This window comes from Hydrogenophaga defluvii, from assembly GCF_042665235.1.
In the GTDB taxonomy this organism is placed as follows: domain Bacteria; phylum Pseudomonadota; class Gammaproteobacteria; order Burkholderiales; family Burkholderiaceae_C; genus Hydrogenophaga; species Hydrogenophaga defluvii_A.
Genome location: NZ_JBHTBZ010000024.1, coordinates 21,026 through 40,351, shown reverse-complemented (window position 1 = coordinate 40,351; position 19,326 = coordinate 21,026). Strand labels below are relative to the sequence as shown.

General features: G+C 67.9%; 15 protein-coding genes. 8 read left to right on the top strand and 7 right to left on the bottom strand.

Annotated features, from left to right (window positions below):
- Position 1: 1 nt before the first annotated feature.
- Positions 2-541 (top strand): cytochrome b/b6 domain-containing protein, encoded by a 540-nt coding sequence (locus tag ACFQU0_RS10660; protein ID WP_382200553.1) that lies wholly within the window; start codon positions 2-4, stop codon positions 539-541.
- An 18-nt stretch (positions 542-559) separates the two neighbouring features.
- Here the strand turns inward: ACFQU0_RS10660 and ACFQU0_RS10655 are convergent, their stop codons facing one another.
- Both ACFQU0_RS10655 and mltA read right to left on the bottom strand, forming a co-directional pair.
- Positions 560-1,615 carry a 6-phosphofructokinase gene (locus ACFQU0_RS10655; protein ID WP_382200551.1) on the bottom strand — a complete coding sequence of 352 codons (1,056 nt, stop codon included), beginning with the start codon at positions 1,613-1,615 and terminating at the stop codon, positions 560-562.
- Between the two features lie 10 nt (positions 1,616-1,625).
- On the bottom strand, positions 1,626-2,840 hold the full coding sequence (gene mltA, locus ACFQU0_RS10650) for a murein transglycosylase A (RefSeq protein WP_382200549.1): 1,215 nt from the start codon (positions 2,838-2,840) through the stop codon (positions 1,626-1,628).
- Here mltA and ACFQU0_RS10645 point away from each other — a divergent pair.
- On the top strand, positions 2,788-2,916 hold the full coding sequence (locus ACFQU0_RS10645; protein ID WP_382200547.1) for a hypothetical protein: 129 nt from the start codon (positions 2,788-2,790) through the stop codon (positions 2,914-2,916). The two genes, mltA and ACFQU0_RS10645, sit on opposite strands and share 53 nt — an antisense overlap.
- Positions 2,917-2,918: 2 nt before the next feature.
- Here ACFQU0_RS10645 and ACFQU0_RS10640 read toward each other — a convergent pair whose 3' ends face one another.
- From ACFQU0_RS10640 to ACFQU0_RS10625, 4 genes are read right to left on the bottom strand one after another with little or no spacing between them, the layout of a single operon-like run.
- Positions 2,919-3,554: a response regulator transcription factor gene (locus ACFQU0_RS10640; protein WP_382200545.1), complete on the bottom strand. Its 636-nt coding sequence runs from the start codon at positions 3,552-3,554 to the stop codon at positions 2,919-2,921.
- Positions 3,551-5,653: a two-component system sensor histidine kinase NtrB gene (locus ACFQU0_RS10635; protein WP_382200544.1), complete on the bottom strand. Its 2,103-nt coding sequence runs from the start codon at positions 5,651-5,653 to the stop codon at positions 3,551-3,553. The genes ACFQU0_RS10640 and ACFQU0_RS10635 overlap by 4 nt, the downstream gene beginning before the upstream one ends.
- Positions 5,650-6,456, bottom strand: coding sequence for a carbon-nitrogen hydrolase family protein (locus tag ACFQU0_RS10630; protein WP_382200543.1), 807 nt, complete (start codon positions 6,454-6,456; stop codon positions 5,650-5,652). The genes ACFQU0_RS10635 and ACFQU0_RS10630 overlap by 4 nt, the downstream gene beginning before the upstream one ends.
- 27 nt (positions 6,457-6,483) lie before the next feature.
- A complete protein-coding gene (locus tag ACFQU0_RS10625) occupies positions 6,484-10,560 on the bottom strand; it encodes a YhdP family protein (RefSeq protein WP_382200541.1) in 4,077 nt (1,358 codons plus the stop codon).
- Positions 10,561-10,574: 14 nt separating this feature from the next.
- Here ACFQU0_RS10625 and glnE point away from each other — a divergent pair, with 14 nt between their 5' ends.
- Together glnE and ACFQU0_RS10615 are read left to right on the top strand one after the other, a co-directional pair.
- Positions 10,575-13,418, top strand: coding sequence for a bifunctional [glutamate--ammonia ligase]-adenylyl-L-tyrosine phosphorylase/[glutamate--ammonia-ligase] adenylyltransferase (gene glnE, locus ACFQU0_RS10620; RefSeq protein ID WP_382200539.1), 2,844 nt, complete (start codon positions 10,575-10,577; stop codon positions 13,416-13,418).
- Positions 13,415-14,017 (top strand): hypothetical protein, encoded by a 603-nt coding sequence (locus tag ACFQU0_RS10615; RefSeq protein WP_382200537.1) that lies wholly within the window; start codon positions 13,415-13,417, stop codon positions 14,015-14,017. Before glnE ends, ACFQU0_RS10615 begins: the two co-directional genes overlap by 4 nt.
- Positions 14,018-14,024: 7 nt before the next feature.
- Here the strand turns inward: ACFQU0_RS10615 and ACFQU0_RS10610 are convergent, their stop codons facing one another.
- Positions 14,025-14,876 carry a ferritin family protein gene (locus ACFQU0_RS10610; protein WP_382200535.1) on the bottom strand — a complete coding sequence of 284 codons (852 nt, stop codon included), beginning with the start codon at positions 14,874-14,876 and terminating at the stop codon, positions 14,025-14,027.
- 176 nt (positions 14,877-15,052) lie between these two features.
- Here ACFQU0_RS10610 and ACFQU0_RS10605 point away from each other — a divergent pair, with 176 nt between their 5' ends.
- From ACFQU0_RS10605 to ACFQU0_RS10590, 4 genes are all read left to right on the top strand, one after another.
- Positions 15,053-15,652 carry a glutathione peroxidase gene (locus ACFQU0_RS10605; protein ID WP_382200533.1) on the top strand — a complete coding sequence of 200 codons (600 nt, stop codon included), beginning with the start codon at positions 15,053-15,055 and terminating at the stop codon, positions 15,650-15,652.
- 267 nt (positions 15,653-15,919) lie between these two features.
- On the top strand, positions 15,920-17,296 hold the full coding sequence (locus tag ACFQU0_RS10600; protein WP_382200531.1) for an NAD(P)/FAD-dependent oxidoreductase: 1,377 nt from the start codon (positions 15,920-15,922) through the stop codon (positions 17,294-17,296).
- A complete protein-coding gene (locus tag ACFQU0_RS10595; protein WP_382200529.1) occupies positions 17,293-18,078 on the top strand; it encodes a DUF1365 domain-containing protein in 786 nt (261 codons plus the stop codon). Before ACFQU0_RS10600 ends, ACFQU0_RS10595 begins: the two co-directional genes overlap by 4 nt.
- A 30-nt stretch (positions 18,079-18,108) precedes the next feature.
- Entirely contained in the window at positions 18,109-19,326 is a 1,218-nt protein-coding gene (locus tag ACFQU0_RS10590) for a class I SAM-dependent methyltransferase (RefSeq protein WP_382200775.1), read from the top strand.

The following is a 19,326-nucleotide window of genomic DNA, read 5'->3' as shown; positions in this document are numbered from 1 at the left end:
CATGTCCACGCCGCTGGAGCGTCCCCGGGCCGTGACGGTGTGGGACCCGTTCGTGCGCCTGTTCCACTGGAGCCTGGTGGCCTGCGTGCTGCTCAACCAGTTCGTGCTGGAGGCGGGTGAAGCACCGCACCAGTGGGCGGGCTACATCGCCAGCGGGCTGGTGGTGGCGCGCATCCTGTGGGGGTTTGTGGGCACGCGCCATGCGCGCTTCACCGACTTCTTTCCAACGCCCACCCGGGTGCGGCGGCACCTGGCGGCTTTGCGCCAGGGGCAAACCGGCGAGCACCTCGGCCACAACCCCCTGGGCGCACTCATGATGCTGGCCTTGATGGCCCTGGTGCTGTCGCTGGGCGTCACCGGTTGGCTGCAGGGCACCGATGCTTTCTGGGGCGAAGAATGGCTGCAGGAAGTGCACGAGTGGCTGGCCAACGGCCTGCTGCTGGCGGCCGGTCTGCACGCGGCGGCGGCGGTGATGATGGGCCGCATGGAGCGGGTGAACCTCGTGCGCGCCATGGTCACCGGCGTCAAGCGGTTTGATTGAGGCGAATTTCCGTGGAGGTCAATGCTCGCCCAGCGAGACCCCGATTTCCCGCGCCGTGACCAGCAGCGGATCGTCCAGCGCGATGGTGCGCTGCTGGTTGGCCACCCGTGCCATGGGCACGCTGCGCAGATCGCCACCTTGCAAGGTCACCATCTCGCCAAAACGGCCTGCGGCCACCAGCTGCGCGGCGTGGTGGCCGTAGCGCGTGGCCAGCACCCGGTCAAAGGGGGTGGGCTGGCCGCCGCGCTGCACGTGGCCCAGCACGGTGGCACGCACCTCGCTTTTGAGCAGGGGTTGCAGTTGCTCGCGCAACACATGGGCCACCCCGCCCAGGCGCACCGGGTCAAAACTGCCTTCCACGCGGTGCTGCACCGTCAGGTCGGCTCCACGTGCCTTGGCGCCTTCACCGATGCAGATCACCGTGTAGCGTTGGTGGGCTTCGCGCTCCCGGCAGACGCGGGCCACGGCCTCGACCGTGTAGTCGATCTCGGGCAGCAGCACGATGTCGGCCGCCGCCGCCAGGCCGGCTTCGAGCGCGATCCAGCCGGCGTGCCGACCCATGGTCTCCACGATCATCACCCGGCTGTGGCTCATGGCCGTGGTCTCAATCCGCATGAGCCCATCGGTGGCCGTGGCCACGGCGGTGTCGAAGCCGAAGCTGCGCTCGCAGCCCACGATGTCGTTGTCGATGGTCTTGGGCACACCCACGCTGCGCAGCCCCAGGTCCGCCAGGCCGTGCGCGATGGACATGGTGCCGTCGCCGCCAATCACCACCAGCCCCTCCAGCGCCAGGGCCCGCGCGTTGGCCAGCGTGCGCTCGGTGTCGGCCGGGCTGCGCAGCGGGTTGGCCTTGTTGCTCGTGCCCAGGATGGTGCCGCCCCGGTGCGCGATGCCGCTCACGCTGCGCCAGTCCAGCACGCGGGTGCGCGGGTTGGCGTCCATCAGACCCGAAAAGCCGTCTTCGATGCCGACAACTTCGGCCCCACATTGCCGGATGAGCGACTTGGTGACCGCCCGGATCACCGCATTGAGTCCGGGGCAGTCGCCGCCGCCGGTGAGCACGCCGATGCGCATCTTGTGTCTCCTATCGCGGCCACAAGGCCCACAGCTGCAGTGGCTGTTTCAAACCCGCCGCCTGCGCCAGCGCATCGTCGCCCCAGCCGGTGAAGTAGTCGGCGCGCACCGCGCCCACGATGGCGCTGCCGGTGTCTTGCGCCAGCACCAGCTTGTTGAAGCGTGCTGCCGGCCCTTGCGTGCTCATCCAGACCGGCGTGCCGTAGGGCACGCTACCCGGGTCCACCGCGATGGAGCGCCCGGGGGTGAGCGCCACGCCTTGTGCGCCACGCGGGCCGAACTGGGCATCGAGGTCGCTCAGCGCTTCCTCACGGAAGAACACATAGCGCGGGTTGCTCCACAGCAGCTCGTTCACGCGCTGCGGGTTGGCACGCACCCAGGCCTTGGTGGCGTCGGGCCAGGGTGTGATGGGCGCACCCTGCTGTTGCAGCCAGGTGTTGATGCTGCGGTAGGGCTGGCCGTTGGTGCCTGCAAAGGCCACACGCACGGTGCGCTCGGTGCGTCCGTCCTGCTGGATCAGCAGCCGCCCCGAACCCTGGATGTGCAGCAACATCATGTCGATGGGGTCGGCCAGCCAGGCGATTTCCTGCCCACGCAGGGCGGCCTGGGCCTGGGGCTGGGTGTCCATCTCCTGGCGGCTGAACCAGGCTTGGCCGTTGCGCACGCCGGCCGGCAGCTTGTGCAGTGGCCACGCGTATTCGGCGCTGGGCGTGCGGCTGGCCTTGAGCGTGGGTTCGTAGTAGCCGGTCAGCAGGCCGCTGGCGTTGCCGTCGCTGGCACTGATGCGGTAGGGCTGCAGCCGGCTTTCCATGAAAGCGCGCTGTTCCTCGGGGGTGGCAATCGACAGGCGCCGCACATCGGCACACAGCGCGCCCACCGTGGGTGCGGGGCGTTCGCAGCTGCGCAGCCAGGCGTTCCAGGCTTCGTGCAGGGCGTCGCTTCCCCAGCCCGGCAGCTCGCTCCAGCGCACCGGCACCCACTGGCTTTTGGCGCGGGTGATGGTGCCGGGCAAGGGGCCGTCGTCGAACGGCGCGCTGGGCGCGGGCGCTGGGGCCATGGGTGGGCTGGGCGCTCGTGGGGCTTCTGGTGGCAGGCGCGTGGCGCAGGCGCCCAGCGTTCCTACAATCGCCACCATCGCCCACCGAATCTGTGCCCAGGCACGCCCCGCTGTCATGACCTTGTTGTTGCTCGAAGCCTTGGGGGCTTTGCTGATTTTTGTGTTCATCGTCTGGTGGACCATGTTCTCGGGCCGCAGGAATGGCGAGCTGCCGCCCGAAGACGAGGACGAGCCCAAGCGCTGAGGTCAGTTCTCCACATCGCGCAGCATGTTGGCCAACTCGACGGCCGATTTCACGCCCATCTTGTCGAACACGCGTGAGCGGTGCACCTCCACCGTGCGCACGCTGATGCCCAGCTGATCGGCCACCAGCTTGTTGGGCAGGCCGGCCACCACACGTTGCATCACGTCGCGCTCGCGCTCGGTCAGGCTGGTCAGGCGGGCCTGGTGGTCACGCCGCACCTGGCGCACGGCGATCGCGTCGGCCGAGACTTGCAGCGCCTGCTCGATGCGGTCCACCAGGGCGTTGTCGGAAAAGGGCTTCTCGCAAAAATCGAAGGCGCCGCGCTTGACCGCGTCCACCGCCGTGGGCACGTCGGCGTGGCCGGAGAGAAAAATCACGGGCAGGGTGCTGCGCCAGGGCTGGGTCAGCAGTTGCTCGAACAGCGTCAGGCCGCTCATGCCGGGCATGCGAACGTCGAGCAGCAGGCACACGGGGTCGGTGGGTTCGGTGTGCCAGCCCTGCGTTTCGGCCCAGAAGGCGTCGGCGCTGGCGTAGCACTCGCTGAGCAGGCGGCGGGTGCGCAGCAGCCAGGCCAGCGCGTCGCGCACGCTGGCATCGTCATCGACGATGAAGACTCGGGCGCGCAAGGGTGGGCTCATGGGGTTGCGATCATACGGCGGCCTTCACCGTCTGACATGGCCGCGCCGGTGGCGATGGGCAGCGTGAAGCGGAACACCGTGCCACGGGGTTCGGCCGGGCTGTGGTCCAGCGCACCGCCGTGTTGTTCGATCACGGTGCGGCACAGGCTCAGGCCCAGGCCCATGCCTTCGGGCTTGGTGGTGAAAAACGGGGTGAAAAGGCGGGCGGCGACCTCGCTGGACAGGCCTTCGCCGTGGTCGGTGACCCTGAACTCGACCCAGCGTTTGCCCGATGCGGTGGCCAGCGAAGCGCGCACCACTGACACGCTCAGGGTGAGGGTGCGCAGGCCGCTGCCAGTGGGCGGGTTGCCGGCAGGCATGGCCTGCATGCCGTTGCGCACGAGGTTGAGCAGCACCTGCTCGACCATGGTGCGGTCACACAACACCGGCGGGCAGTCGGGCTCCACCTGCTCGCTGATGCGGATGCCGGTTTTGCGCGCCTGCAGCTGGGCCAGTGGCAGGATGGCGTCGAGCAGCGCCTGGGGCGCCACCGGCTCGCGCACCTGTTCGCGTCGGCGCACCAGATCGGCCACACTTTTGACCACCCGGCCGGCGCGTTCGGCCTGTTCGACGATGCGCTGCATCGCCTGGCGCAGGTCGTCCGAGAGCTGGGGATCGGGCGGCTGCGTGGGTTCGGCCGACATGAGGTTGAGCGCCCCCGTGGCGTAGCTCGACATGGCGGCCAGTGGCTGGTTGAGTTCGTGGCTCAGCAGCGATGCCATTTCGCCCACCATGGCCAGGCGGGCCGTGGCCTGCAGCCGCTCCTGGCTGGCGCGCGAGAGCTCCTCCACCCGGCGCTGTTCGCTCAAATCCAGCACCGCACTCATCCAGCCGGTTTGCTGGCTGAAAGCGTTGACCAGGGGGGCCTCGATGATGAGCACCGGGAAGCGGCTGCCGTCGGGGCGCATGAACACCGATTCAAAACCCTCGCGCGGGAAGGTCATCCCGGCCAGGCGCACCGCCTGCCGCTGGCGGTATTCGTCCACCAGTTCAGGGGGCCAGTAGGGGGCCGGTGCACCGGTGCCCAGCAGTTGTTCGGCGCTCAAACCCACCATCTGGCAAAAAGCCGGGTTGACGTAGGTGATGCGCCCGTCCATGTCGCGTGCGCGCAGGCCGGTGACCAGGGAGTTTTCCATCGCGTTGCGGAACGCAAGCGCCTCGGCAAGTTCGCCTTCTGCGCGCATGCGGCGGCGCATGTCGCGCGCCAGCAGCAGCAGCACCGCCAGCAGCGCCATGGACAAGGCGCTGACCATGGCCGTGAGCACGTTGGGGAACAGACGCGGCACATCGCGCGCGCTTTCCAGGCGCACCAGCATGGTCACGCCTGGGAGGTCGAGCAGGTGGTTGGCGTGCATGGTGCGTCGGCGTCCGGCCACGCTGCCGTACAGGCTCAGGCGCGTGCCGTCCACCTCGGTCAGTGCCACCGCCTTGCCGCGCAAGGTGTCTTTGCTCGTGAACTCGCTCAACATGCCTTGCAGCGCGTAGGTGGCCACAAAGTAGCCATCGGCCCGCGCCGCCACGAACAGCGGCACACACAACTCCATCAGTTCCAGCCCCAGGCCCTGCGGAATGGGCCAGAAGTAGCTTTGCGAGTACGAGGGTGTGTTGTTGCGCGCGGCGGCTGTGCAGGCCTGCCGCACATCGGCCAGGGACTGCTCGCGCGGCGCGATGTCAAACAGCGTGGGATGAAAACCGCTGTCGCGCGCGGCCAGCAGGCGCAGGTCGTTGCTGCGCCACTCCAGGCGCACCAGTTCGCGGTGTTGGGTCAGCAGCTCGGCGGCCATGGGCTCCCACGCGGCGGCGGTGGGGCGGGACGCGTGCAGCGACTGCAATGTCTGCAGGTTGCGGATCAGGCTGGTGCGGATGTCGCTGCCCAGGGTGGCGGCGTCCTGCTCCAGCGCCTCCAGGCTGCGTGCTTCCTCGTATTCGCGCGCCAGGAACACGAGCGCGCCCAGCATCAGCGCCACCAGCAGGCACAACAAGGCCCACAGGCGCCAGCGCCGGGCCTGCCCAGGGCGCGGGTCGGGCGGTGGCTGACGCGGGTCCAGGCCGGGTTTCAAAGCTTGCGGTGTTCCAGGGCGGGCAGTTGCCGGCGCACCTGCTGCAGGCGCTCAAAGTCGAGCTCACACACCACCACGCCCGGCCCTTCGGCGTGTTGGCCCAGCACCTGGCCCCAAGGGTCGATCACCATGGTCTGTCCCCAGGTGCGGCGGCCGTTCTCATGCTGGCCTCCCTGGGCACTGGCGATCACGTAGGCCTGGTTCTCGATGGCGCGGGCGCGCAGCAGCAGCTCCCAGTGCGCCTGGCCGGTGGTGTGGGTGAAGGCGGAGGGCACCAGCAGGACGTCGGCTTGCAGCTGGCGGTACAGCTCGGGGAAGCGCAGGTCATAGCAGACGCTCATGCCCACACGCCAGTGTTGGCCGCTGCGGTCGGCCAGATCAAAGGTGGTGGGGGTGTCGCCCGCCTGCAGCACGGCCGCTTCGTCGTAGCGTTCGCGCCCGTTGTCGTAGCGGAACAAGTGGATCTTGTCGTAGCGCGCCACACACTGGCCCTTGGGGCTGAAGGCCAGCGAGCTGTTGGTGGCGTGTTGGGGGTCGTCGGTGGCCATGGGCAGGGTGCCGCCCACGATCCACAGGTTCAGTTCACGCGCGGTGTCCTGCAAAAAGGCCTGCACCGTGCCCAGGCCAGGTGTTTCGGCCAGCACCAGTTTGTCGCGGTCGCTGTGGCCCATGAAACAGAAGTATTCGGGCAACACGGCCAGCTCGGCACCTGCTTGGGCGGCCTGGTCGAGCAGGGCGTGTGCCTGTGCGAGGTTGTGGTCCAGGCTGATGCCCGAGACCATTTGAAGGGCGGCGGCTTTCATGGCGTGGTGTCTGGCGTGGTGGGCGTTTTATTGTGACGGAAGCGGCGGTCCGGCGGGTGGCTTGCGTTGCAGCCGCTCCACCTGCGGGTCGTCCCAGCGGCCGGTGATCTGGAACTCCTGTGTGGCCGCTTCCTGCAGCGGCTGGCGAAGCAGGAACTGCGCCAGAAAACTGCCCAGTCCCACCGCCGGGTTGATGGCAGTGGCCAGCAGCGATGCGGTGCCGGCGTTGAGCTCGGGCACCACCACCGCGTGGATGTCCTGCGTTTCGCGCGCGATGTCGGCCTGCCCTTCCAGCAACACGGCGGCGTTGATGCCTTTCATCTGCAGGTTGTTGGTGGTGGCCACGCCCTGGTCGATGCGGGCGTCGCCGCGCACGAAGTCGAAGGCAAAACCCTCGCTGAACACGTCCTTGAAGTCCAGCAGCAGCCGGCGCGGCAGCGCCTGCAGGCTGAGCACGCCCAGCAGCTTGGCCAAACCCGGCTCGGCCTTGAGGAACTGGCCGCGCTCGATGTCCAGTTTCATCTGACCGGTCAGGCTGGGGTGGTCCAGCGTCAAGGGGGAGCCCAGCCAGCCCAGGGTGCCATCGAGCTGGCCTTTGCCGCCGCGCACCACACCCGACATGCCAAAGCGTTGCAACAGCTCGCCGGCATCGTTGACATCGAGCTTGAAGTTGAGCACGGTGCGCCGCTGCGCGCCCGTTGCCGTCGCAGCATCCGTGCCGCCCACCGTGGCCCAGTTGCCGCTGCCTGTGAGCCGGGCTTCTGGCACGGCCAGCTCGATGCGGTTGAGCCGCCATTCGTTGCCACCCTCGGTGTTGCGGTTGACCGCATCCAGCGCCAGCCGACCCAGTTCGCGCGAACCCAGCTCCAGCCGCTCCACCACCACGTCCAGCGCGGGCACGCTCTGGGGCTGTTGACGCAACAGCTCATCGACGTTTTGGGCCGTGCCGCGTTCGAGTTTGAGGTGTGACAGCCGCGCGAACACCTGACCCCCGGCCTGGCCCTGCCCGGCGCGGTAGTCGATGCGTCCGGTCACCTCGTCGGCGGCCACCTGGGTGCGCCACAGGTTGCCTTCGCGCCGGGCTTGCGCACGCAGGGTGTGCAAGCTGCGTTGGGCCACGGTGAGGCGGTCCACCGACAAGACGATCTGGTTGGGCCAATGGGTCTGGTCGGTGGTCCAAGCGGTGGTGCTGGTCGCGCCGGCGGGTGCCGAGCGCTCCAGCCAGCGGTCCCACGCGTCCACATCCAGCGACGGCAGGTTCACGTGTGCCACCACCCCGCTGGTGGGCAAGGGCACCGGGCCTGTGGCGCCCACCTGGATGGCGCCACGCAGCACGCGGCTGGCCGGGGCCGTCAGGTCGCGCTCCACGCGCAGCGCCAGCAGGGGGGTGATGCTGCCGCCCAGCTCCAGCGCCACACGGTCTTGCGCGGCGCCGCCCGGGGCGTCGATGGGTGCGCTGGTGACACGCAAGGGCAGCGTGGTGGTGGCCGGTTTGTCCAGTGGCGCGGGCAAGGCCAGGGCCAGGCCCTGCAGGTTGCTGCTCAGGCTGAGGTCGGGCCGGCCCTGGCGGAACGCGAGTTGCACCTGGTAGGGCGCGGCGCCGCTGGCCGAGGCGAGCACCGGTGCGAGGTCGGCCAGTTCGTGCGCCTGGCGCAGGCCATCGGCGCTGGCCACACCTTGCCCCTGGAAGCTGATGTCGGAACGCCCTTGCGGGCCGGGGCGCATGCCGCCGTCAAAACGCAGCTCGCCGCCGTACACGCGTGCCACCGCCTGCGGCACGCTGAAGCCTTTTTCGCTGAACTGCAACCGGCCCACGGTGCGTGCCAGCAGGGGGGTGCCGGGTGCGAACAACAGGTCGTTGCCGGGCAGGTTGAGCGTGCCCGAGACCTGGCTGGTGGTGATGGCGTTCAGGGGCAGCGCGAGTTGGAGCGCCAGGTCTGCCTGACCCCCAAAGCGCGCTTGCGCCAGCGCCTGCCCCATGACATCGGACACCGGCGATTGGTTGACGTAGGCCAGCATGTCGGCCGCCGCGCCAGCCACCTGACCGTTCACACTGACGGTGCCCAGGTGGGTGTAGTCGTCCAGCTCGGCCTGTGCGCTGTTCAGGCGCAGGCCAGGCAGCTGTGCAAAGCCACCTTTGACCTCACTCAGGCGCAGCCGGTGGCCCTCCATCTGGAAGCGGCCTTGCAGGCCGCGCAGGCCGGGCCAGATGGGGGCGCGTGTCCCGCTCACGAACGGGGGAACGTAGTCGAAATCGACCCCGGTGAGTTGGGCGCTGACGCGGAATTCGCCCTCGCTGGCACGCGCAAACGGAAAACGGTCCAGCGGCCCTTTGACCCGAAAGCGCACATCGTGGGCCTCGCCGCGTTGGATGGCCTCGCGCACGTACCGTCGCGCGTCGGCCGAAATGCCGCGCGGCAGGTAGCGGTGCACCTGCGCGCCGTTGGCACGGCTCAACTGGGCGTTCAGGTCCAGCACCCCGGGCAGCCGTGGCTGACGCGCCGTGCCGCGCCCGGTGTGCCAGTGCAGGTCCATCTCGCCGGCGGCGTCGGCGTTCGCAAAGGTCAGCTGGGGAATGCGCAGGTCGAGCTGATCGCCGTCGAGGCGCCAGTTCAATTCGCCTTGCAGTTGGGCCAGGTCCACTCTGGGCTGATCGAACAGGCCGGGCCAGGTCAGGGCGCCCTGTTCGAGGGCCACCTTCAGTTGCCCCTGCTTGGGGCCGATGTCGAAATCCAGTTCGCCGCCTGTGACGCCGGGGCGGGCCAGTTCGGTGGACGCATCGAAAGCCAGCGGGCCGGGCGCCACCGACAGCCCCGTGACCCGACCTTGTGCCCGCCATTCGGTGGGCACGGCGTCGCTGTGCAGCGGCCCTTGCCAGCGCAGGCGCAGTGGGCTCAGGAGCCCCTGCGGCTGGGCCTGTGCCAGTTCCTTGCGCCAGGCTTGGGGCAGCGGCAGGTGTTGTGCCACCTGGTGGATGGCGGCCAACTCCAGGCGTTCGGCGTTGAATTCGCTTTCGGGCGGGCGGCCGCGGCTGGGCTGCGCATGGGTCAGCCGCACGTTGCCCACGGGCCAGGGGGTGCCGGCCGGGGTCATGAGTTGCAGGTCGCGCGTGCCCACTTCCCATTGTTGGGGCTGCCAACTGGCGCTCACCCGTCCGCCCAAGGCAGGCAGGTCCAATGCGGGCAGCCGGGGGCCCAGTTGCAGGCGCACGCCGGTGAGCGCGGTGTCGGCTGTCAACGCGCTCAAGCGGCCGCGCTGGAGATCGGCCCACAGCCGCAGGGCGCCTGTGCCCTGGTGCACTTGCAGCAGCGGCGCTTCGGTCAGCACCACATGGTCGCGCAGCCGTTGCAGGTCCACCCGCTCGAAGTCGGCGTAAAGGGTGCCGCTCCAATGCTCCCAGTGGCGGCTCTGGGTCAGTGAGAAGGGTTGGCTGAAGTCGCCACGCAGGCTGAAGCGCTCGCCCCAGGCCGCGGGGGGCGTGGCGTCCACGCGCATCTGGTGGCGCCGGCCCGGGTTGCGCACCACCAAGTCCACGTCGGTCAGGTCCAAGGGGGGCAGGTCCAGGCGTTCGTCCTGCCAGCGGATCTGGCCACGCCGGAGCACGAACTCGGTTTGCGAAAAAAACCAGTCGCCCAGGGCGTTGCGGTCCTGGGGGTCGGCGCTGGCGATGTCCAGGCCAGCCACGCGCCATTGGCCGTCGCGGGTGCGGCGCACGTCCAGGCTGGGGCTGTCGATCACCAACTGCTCAAAACCCAGGCGCCACAGCGAGCGCACGGACAGCGCCGTTTGCACCCGTGGCAGGTGCAGGGCTTCGCGGCCCTCGCGGTCGAACAGCCGCACGTCCACCAGTTCGATGGCGGGGATGGCGCCGCTGGCGGTGGCGCGGATGTCGCCCACGCGCACCGGCGTCCCCAAGGCCTGTGTGGCTGCGGCTTCCAGCTGAGGGCGCCATTCCCCGATTCGCGGCACAATCCAGCCGTGCAGGGCTCCCCAGCTCAGCGCAAACAGGCCCCAGCCCGCCAGCACCACCCACCACAGGGCGCGCGCGGTCCAGCTCAAGGCCTTCAGCGTGCGGGGGGGAGGAGGGGTCGAGTCATGTTTCATCACCAATTCAAATTATGACGGTCGGAGATCACGCCGGCGGCGCCCACGCCGCTTTCACCACGCCCGCGCGTGCCGATCATTCGCGTTTTGTGCAGCGCTTGCGCAGGCGCTATGCGGCCGAAGCGCATTTGCTGGATGCGGGTGCCCCCACCCGGGAGGCTCAGCTGGCCACGCTGGAGCGCTTGCTGGGCCGGGGGCTGGAACTGGGCGCTGCCTTGCGTGTGCTGCGCCAGCTGGTGATGGAGCGGCTGGTGGTGCTGGACTGCGAGGAGGCGGTCGACCTGGCGGTGGTCACCCGCGCGGTGACCGACCTCGCCGAGATTGCGCTGGACCGCGCCTGCGCCCAGGCCGAGTCTGAACTGGACGGCCTCTACGGCGCGCCCATGCACCAGGCGCCGCCGGCCACGGCCGCTGCGCGTGCCCAGTTGTGGGTCATCGGCATGGGCAAGTTCGGCGCGCGCGAGCTCAACGTGTCCAGCGACATCGACCTCATCTACGTGTACGACCACGACGGCGAAACCGCCGGTAACGCACAGGGGCGCAACCGCATCAGCAACCACGAGTACTTTGGCAAAGCCGTCAAACGCATTTACCAACTGGTGGGCGATACGACGGAGCATGGCAACGTGTTCCGGGTCGATCTGGCTTTGCGACCCAACGGCAACTCTGGGCCGCCGGCGGTGTCGTTGGGTGCGTTGGAGGAATATTTCCTGGTGCAAGGCCGTGAGTGGGAGCGATTCGCCTGGCTCAAGAGCCGCGTGGTGGCGCCTCTGGCGGCCGTGCGCGACGGCTCGGCCAGCGCCTTGCGTGGTGTGGTGCTGCCGTTTGTGTTCAGGCGCTACCTCGACTACAGCGTGTTCGAGTCCCTGCGCACCCTGCACCGGCAGATCCGCGACCACGCGGCCAAACGCGCGGCTGGCAACCCGGGCCGCGCCAACGACGTCAAGCTCTCGCGCGGTGGCATCCGCGAAATCGAATTCACGGTGCAGTTGCTGCAAGTGGTGCGTGGCGGCCAGTTTCCCGAACTGCGCACCCGGCCCACACTGGACGCCATCGCCCGCCTGCAACGGGCCAGCCTCATGCCGGCCGAAACGGCGCAGGCGCTGACCGAGGCCTATGTGTTCCTGCGCCGGGTCGAGCACCGCATCCAGTACCTGGACGACCAGCAGACCCACCTGATGCCCGAGCGCGACGACGATCTCGCCTGGCTGGCACAGACGCTGGGTTTTCCCAACACCTGTGCCTTCTTGCACCAGCTCGATGCGCACCGCGAGGCGGTGGCGCAGGAGTTCGACACCCTGTTGGGCGGCCCCACCAAAAGCTGCAACGGCAAAGGCTGTGGTGCTGCGCGGGCCGAGGCGGGGGAGCTGCAGGCGGTGCTGCCCCAGCTGCCGCCCAAGCTGGCCGAACGGGTGGCCCAGTGGTGCGAACACCCGCGCGTGGCCGCGCTGCGCGAAGACACGCGGCAGCGTCTGGTGCGCCTGGTGCAGCGCACCGGCGCGTGGGTGGAAGAGGGCCGCGTGACCGAAGAAGCCGCCTTGCGACTGGTGGACTGGCTCGAAGCCCTGCTGCGCCGCGAGAGTTACCTGGCCTTGCTGCAGGAGCGCCCTTCTGTGCACGAGCGCCTGTTGCGCCTGCTGGGCGCGGCCAAATGGCCGGCGCGTTACCTGCAAAAACACCCCGGCGTGATCGACGAGTTGGCCAGCCGGCAACTGCTGAGCGACCGTTTCGACGGCGCCCAGTTCGAGGCCGAACTCGATGCGCGGCTGGACGCCTTGCGCAGCACAGGCGAAGACGACGAGGAGGCCTTGCTCAACCTGCTGCGCCGCGCCTGTCATGCCGAAGTCTTTCGGACCCTGGCGCGCGACGTGGAAGGTGTGCTCACGGTGGAAGACGTGGCCGACGACCTGAGCGCCCTAGCCGACGCCGTGTTGCGCACCACGGTGCGCTGGTGCTGGGCGCGGCTGAAAAACCGCCACCGCGACGCACCGCAGTTCGCCATCATTGCCTACGGCAAACTGGGTGGCAAAGAGTTGGGCTACGGCAGCGATCTGGACATTGTGTTTGTCTACGACGACGAACACGAGCGCGCGCCTGAGGTGTACGCCACCTTTGTGCGCAAACTCATCAACTGGCTCACCGTCAAGACCGGCGAGGGCGATTTGTACGAGATCGACACCGCGCTGCGCCCCAACGGCAATTCGGGTTTGTTGGTCACCAGCTTTGAGGCCTACGCCGACTACCAGCAGCAGCGCGGCAGCAACACCGCCTGGACCTGGGAGCACCAGGCCATCACCCGAGCAAGATGTGTGGTCGCCCCCACGCTCCCCGCTGCGCTTGGTTCGCTGCCCCCCGGGGAGGCTGCCCCGCCTTGGGGCGGCCCGGCGGCGGCGCGCATCGGTGGTGTGAATGAGCTGGCGGCGCGTTTCGATGCGGTGCGCGAAGCGGTCATCACCGCGCCGCGCGACGTGGCTGCTTTGGCCGACGAGATACGTGCGATGCGCGAGAAGGTGCGTGCCGCCCACCCGGTGCGCGGTGAGATGTTCGACGTCAAACACAGCCCGGGTGGCATGGTCGATGTCGAGTTTGTGGTGCAGTTTCTGGTGCTGGCCCATGCCGCGGCACACCCGGCCTTGCGGGCCAACCGGGGCAACATCGCCTTGTTGCTGATGGCCGAAGAGGCCGGCCTCTTGCCGGCTCGCATGGGCGAGACCGCTGCGGCTGCGTATCGGGTGTTGCGGCAGATGCAACACCGTGCCCGGCTGGACGAAGCGCCCACCCAGGTGGACCCTTCCGACGTCGCGGTGGAATCGACCGCTGTCCGTGCCTTGTGGCAACACGTGCTGGCCGGCCCATGACGCCGGGCCGCGACTGGCTGGTGCTGTGTGGCTTGCACGGCGTGGCCAGCATGCTGGGCTGGTGGGGGCCGGAGCTGGTGTCGGGCCTGGTCTGGCGGGTGGAAGACTGGGACCAGCGCCTGTGGACCATCTGGTCCACCGCCTGGGTGCATGTGAACACGCCCCACCTCATTGCCAACCAGATGGCCCTCGGGCTGTTGACAGCGTTCTCATGGGTGGTGCGGCCCGACCGGGCCTGTGCCGTGGCCTGGTTTCTGGCGTGGCCCATCACCTACCTGGCCGTGGCCTGGTGGCCTCAGGTGGGCCACGTCACCGGTTTGGCCGGCCTGATGCACGCGGCGCTGGCGGTGGTGGCGGTGCACCTGTACCTGCAGCGCCTGCACGTGGCGCAGGCGCGGCGCTGGGGTTTGCTGCTGGGGGGGCTTTTGCTGGGCAAGCTGGCGCTGGAGCAGGCCTGGAGCCGGCCGGTGGTGTGGGACGGCGCCAACGACATGTCGGTGGTGCAGGCCGCGTGGTTCACGGGCACCGTGGCCGGCGCCGTTTTGGGTTTGTTGACGGCTTGGGGCGCGCGCGTGCTGGAACGCCAGCGCGCGCACTGAGTTGTGTTCAGGCGGCGGGCGATCCGCCAGCCAAGGGCGCGCTGATTTCCTTGCGGAAGCGGTTGAGCTCCTGCACGCTTTTGAAGCTGCGGTCCATCAGCAGGCTCATGTTGTGCAGGATGCGGTCCACCACCTTGGTTTCCCACGCGGCGTCGAAGGCAATCTGCTTGTCCAGCCAGTGTTCCAGCCACTCCGGGTTGGGCAACCGGCTCTGGATGGTGTCGCGCGGGAACAGGTTTTTGTTCACATGCAGGTTGGTCGGGTGCAGGGCTTGCGCGGTGCGCCGTGCGCTGGCCATGAGCACGCCCACCTTGGCAAACGCGGCCCGTGCCTCGTTGCCGAATTTGCCAATGGCCCGTTTCATGTAGCGCAGGTAGGCGCCGCCGTGGCGGGCTTCGTCCTGGCTCAGCGTGGTGTAGATCTGCTTGATCACCGGCTCGGTGTGCCACTCGGCCGCACGGCGGTACCAGTGGTTCAGGCGGATTTCGCCGCAGAAGTGCAGCATCAGCGTTTCCAGCGCGGGCGCGGGGTCGAAGTCGAAACGGATTTCGTGCAGCTCTTCTTCGGTCGGTACCAGCTCCGGGCGGAAGCGGCGCAGGTACTCCATCAGCACCAGCGAGTGTTTTTGCTCTTCGAAAAACCAGATCGACATGAAGGCCGAGAAATCGGAGTCGTCGCGGTTGTCGCGCAGAAACATCTCGGTGGCCGGCAGCGCCGCCCACTCGGTGATGGCGTTCATCTTGATGGTCTGTGCCTGCTCGTCGCTCAGTTGACTGGCGTCGAATTGGTCCCAGGGAATGTCTTTGTCCATGTCCCAGCGGACGGATTCGAGTTGCTTGAAGAGTTCGGGGTACAGCATGAAGACCTCACATCGGTGCGAGCACCGGACAACCTGCGATTTTAGTGGCTGCACCCCAAAAACCCTTCAATAACCCGGTGCTGCCGGAAGGCCTTGCACGCGTGCCGATGTGTGCTGCCACCATCGGCCTTTTGTTGTGGGAGAACGCCATGTCCACTGTTTGTCCCCCTGTTTCCATGCGCCGAAGTCGGACCGTGCGGGCCTGGCTGCTGTTGGCTGGCTTGTTGGGCGGGGTCGCCCAGGCGCAGGCGCAGGCGCAAAACGCGCCACCGGCACAAGGTGCCGGCGTTTGCCCGCCTTTGTGGCAGCACACCGTGCCCCGTTTGCAGGACGAGAAGCCCCAAAACCTCTGCCAGTACGCCGGGCAGGTGGTGCTGGTGGTCAACACCGCGAGCTTCTGTGGCTTCACCGGCCAGTACGAAGGCCTGGAGGCGTTGTACCGCCGGTACCGTGCGCGGGGCCTGGTGGTGTTGGGTTTTCCGAGCAACGATTTTGGTCAGCAAGAGCCCGGCGCCAATGCCAGTATCGCCGACTTTTGCGAAAACACCTTTGGCGTGCAGTTCCCCATGTTCGTCAAGACCACGGTGGTGGGGCGTTCGGCGCATCCCCTGTACCGCGAACTGGCGCAGCGCACCGGCGAGTGGCCGCGCTGGAATTTTCACAAGTACCTGGTGGCGCGCGACGGCGTGCAAGTCAAGGCCTACACCAGCGCGGTGGAGCCACATAACCCTTTGTTTGTCAGGGATATTGAGCGAATGTTGTCGACAGCAAAGTGACCAAAAGGTCAGAATGTGACCAGTCAGTAATTTTTTGCCTCAATGGTTCATTTTGAGGCGGTTGGTCACATTGGAGCGGCACATGGGCACACATCGCAGGAACTTCTGGGGCGCGAACGGGCTCAACCGCAACGAAACGGTTTTTGTACCGCGCAGTCGCCACCACGGTGGCGCAATCCCGAGGCGCTTCTCCTCCTCCTCCATCCCTCCCTCCTTCGTTTCGGGGCGCTGCGCGGTACTTCTCTCTTTTGGCCAGGGGGTCTGAGCATGTACGCAGACCCCCGCCACCCCGCCCCACAGCCCATCGGCAAACAGCCCCGCGTTGCGGTGGTGGGTGCCGGCATCGCCGGCCTCGCGGCTGCGCACACCTTGCGGGGCCACGCGGCGGTCACGCTGTTTGAGGCCGGGGCCACCTTCGGCGGCCACGCGCACACGGTGGACATCACCCTGCCGACCGCTCACGGGCCTGTGACCCACGGTGTGGACACCGGCTTCCTGGTGCTCAACGAGCGCACCTACCCCAACTTGCTGAACCTGTTTGCCGAGTTGGGTGTGGACACCGCTTTGTCCGACATGTCGTTTTCGGTGCAGGCGCCGAGTTCGGGCGATCAGCCCCCGCTGGAGTGGAGCGGTAGCAGCCTCGACACGGTGTTTGCGCAACGCGGCAACCTGCTCAAGCCGGCGTTTTTGCGCATGTTGGCCGACATCCTGCGCTTCAACCGCCTGTGCACCCGCCTGGCGGTCAGCCAGCAGGACCAGGCCCCCGATGGCCGCTTGTGGATGCCGCTGGCCGACTTCCTGAAGCGCGAGCGTTTCAGCGACGCTTTCTGTCACGACTACTTCTTGCCCATGATGGCCTGCATCTGGAGCTGCCCGGCCGAGCAGATGCTGCAATTCCCGGTGGCCACCATGGTGCGCTTCTGCCACAACCACGGCCTGCTGCAAGTCAGCGGCCGGCCGCAGTGGTTCACGGTGCGTGGCGGCTCGCGGGAGTACGTCAAGAAGATCATCTCCGGCCTGCCGGATGCCCGCCTGAACACCCCCGTGCGCGCCTTGCAGCGCGACGCCGAGGGTGTGCGCGTGGTCACCGACGGCCGGGCCGAGCGCTTTGACCACCTGGTGTTGGCTTGCCACAGCGACCAGGCGCTGGCTTTGCTCGGCGAGGGCGCCACCCGCAACGAGCGCGCCTTGCTGGGCGCCATCCGCTACCAACCCAACCGCGCCGTGTTGCACACCGACGCGTCGGTGCTGCCCACACGCCGCAAAGCCTGGGCCGCCTGGAACTACGAGCGCGCCGCCCGCCAACGCGACGAACACCCCCGCGTTTGCTTGCACTACCTGCTCAACAAGCTGCAGCCATTGCCGTTTGAACAACCGGTGGTGGTGTCACTCAACCCCTTGCGCGACATCGACCCCAAGCAGGTGCTGGGTGAATACGAATACGCCCACCCGGTGTTCGACCTCGCGGCGATGCAAGCCCAGCAGCGCATCGCCGAACTGCAAGGCGTGCAGCACACCCATTTCGCAGGCGCTTGGTGTGGCTACGGCTTCCACGAAGACGGCGTCAAGGCCGGCTTGCAGGCGGCGGCGGGCATTCTGCGTGCCATGGCCTCCACCCACAACCCCAACGGGGTGCGTCGGTGAGCCAAGCGCTGATCGGTTTCGGCCAGGTGCGCCACACCCGCTTGCGCCCGCGCCGCAACGCCTTCGCCTACCCCACCTACTTCCTCATGCTGCCGCTGCGCAGCCTACAGGCCAACGGCAGCGGGGCGCTGGCGCGCAATCGCCGGGCCGCCCTGGCTTTTCATGACCGCGACCATGGCGATGGCGGAACGGATTGCCTCGCTTGGTTTGACGCGACGCTGCGCGCCCACGGCATCGATGACGCCGATGGCGAGGTATGGCTGCACACCTACCCGCGTGTGTTCGGCCACACGTTCAAGCCGGTGAGCTTTTGGTACGCCCACCGGGCCGACGGCAGCCTGCGCGCCGTGCTGGCCGAGGTCAACAATACCTTTGGCGAACGCCACTGCTACCTGCTGGACGCACCCCGGTATGGCGTGCCGGTCACCGCCGACAAGGTGTTCCACGTGTCGCCGTTTTGCAGCGTGCAGGGCGAATACCGCTTTGTGTTCATGCGCTGCAACCGCGAGGGCCGCGAGCACACGGTGGTGCGCATCGACCACAACGACCAGCCACAGGCCAGCCTGGGCCCGCTGATCCAGACCAGCGTGAGCGGCGAGCTGCTGCCGTTGGACGCACACACCACCCGCCGCGCGCTGTGGCGCCACCCCGCCATGACGCTGGGCGTGGTGGCCCGCATCCACTGGCAGGCGCTGCGCCTGTGGGCGCTCAAGCGCGCGCCGTTTTTCCGCAAACCCGAACCACCGCAGGCCTTGGTCACGCCAGGCCACGGTGCCGGTTGATCCTCGTTGCCTTCTCCTCCCGCCATGCCCATGCCCAACAGCACCACCGCCCCGTTTGCGCTGCCCGTCGGCGCGCCCGCCGCCGCCCGTGCCACCTTGCGTCTGCTGCAGCGCCTGCGCCACGGCCAACTCACGGTGCAATTGCCCGACGGCAGCTTCCAGCAGTTCGGCCAAGGCGGCGGCATCAGCGCCACGCTGCGCCTGCACAACTGGAAGGTGTGTGGCGCCGCGCTCAAGTCGGGCGACATCGGGTTTGCCGAGGGTTACATCGCAGGCGACTGGAGCACGCCGCAGCTGGCCGATCTCTTGCGCCTGTTCCTGCGCAACCGCAACGAGATCGAAGACGTCATCTATGGCACCTGGCTTGGCCGCCTGGCCTACCGCCTGCGCCACTTGCTCCACCGCAACACCAAAACCAACAGCAAGAAGAACATCCACGCCCACTACGACCTGGGCAATGCCTTCTACCGCCTGTGGCTGGACAAGACCATGAACTACTCGTCGGCCTTGTTCGAGCACCCCGGGCAGGACATGGTGAGCGCGCAATGGGCCAAGGTGCACCGCGCCTTGCGTTTGGCGCAGGTGAAACCGGGCGACCGGGTGCTGGAAATCGGGTGTGGCTGGGGGGCTTTGGCTGAAGCCGCCACCACCACCTTTGATGCGTCGGTGGTGGGGGTCACCTTGTCCACGGAACAGCTTGCCTGGGCCCAGGAACGCATGGCGCGGTTGGGCGCTGCGGCACGCGCCGACCTGCGCTTGCAGGATTACCGCGACATCGATGACGGCCCCTTCGACGCCATTTGCTCCATCGAGATGGTAGAGGCCGTGGGACGCGAGTACTGGCCCACTTACTTCCAGACCGTGGCCCGCCTGCTCAAACCGGGGGGGCGCGCCAACATCCAGAGCATCACCATCGCCGACGAACACTTCGATCGCTACATCCGCGGCACCGATTTCATCCAGCAGTACATCTTTCCGGGGGGCTGCCTGCCCAGCCCTTCGGCCTTCCGCGCTCAGGCCGAAGCTGCGGGTTTGGTGGTGGAAGACGCCTTCGCCTTTGGCCGCGACTACGCCGAAACCCTGCGCCAGTGGCGCGAGCGTTTCCTGCACGAAGAGCCGCGCGTGCGCGAGCTGGGTTTTGACGAGCACTTCCTGCGGGTCTGGGAGTTCTACCTGGCCTACTGCGAGGCGGCCTTCGACGAAGGCAGCACCGACGTCATGCAGTTCACCCTCATCAAGCCGCACTGA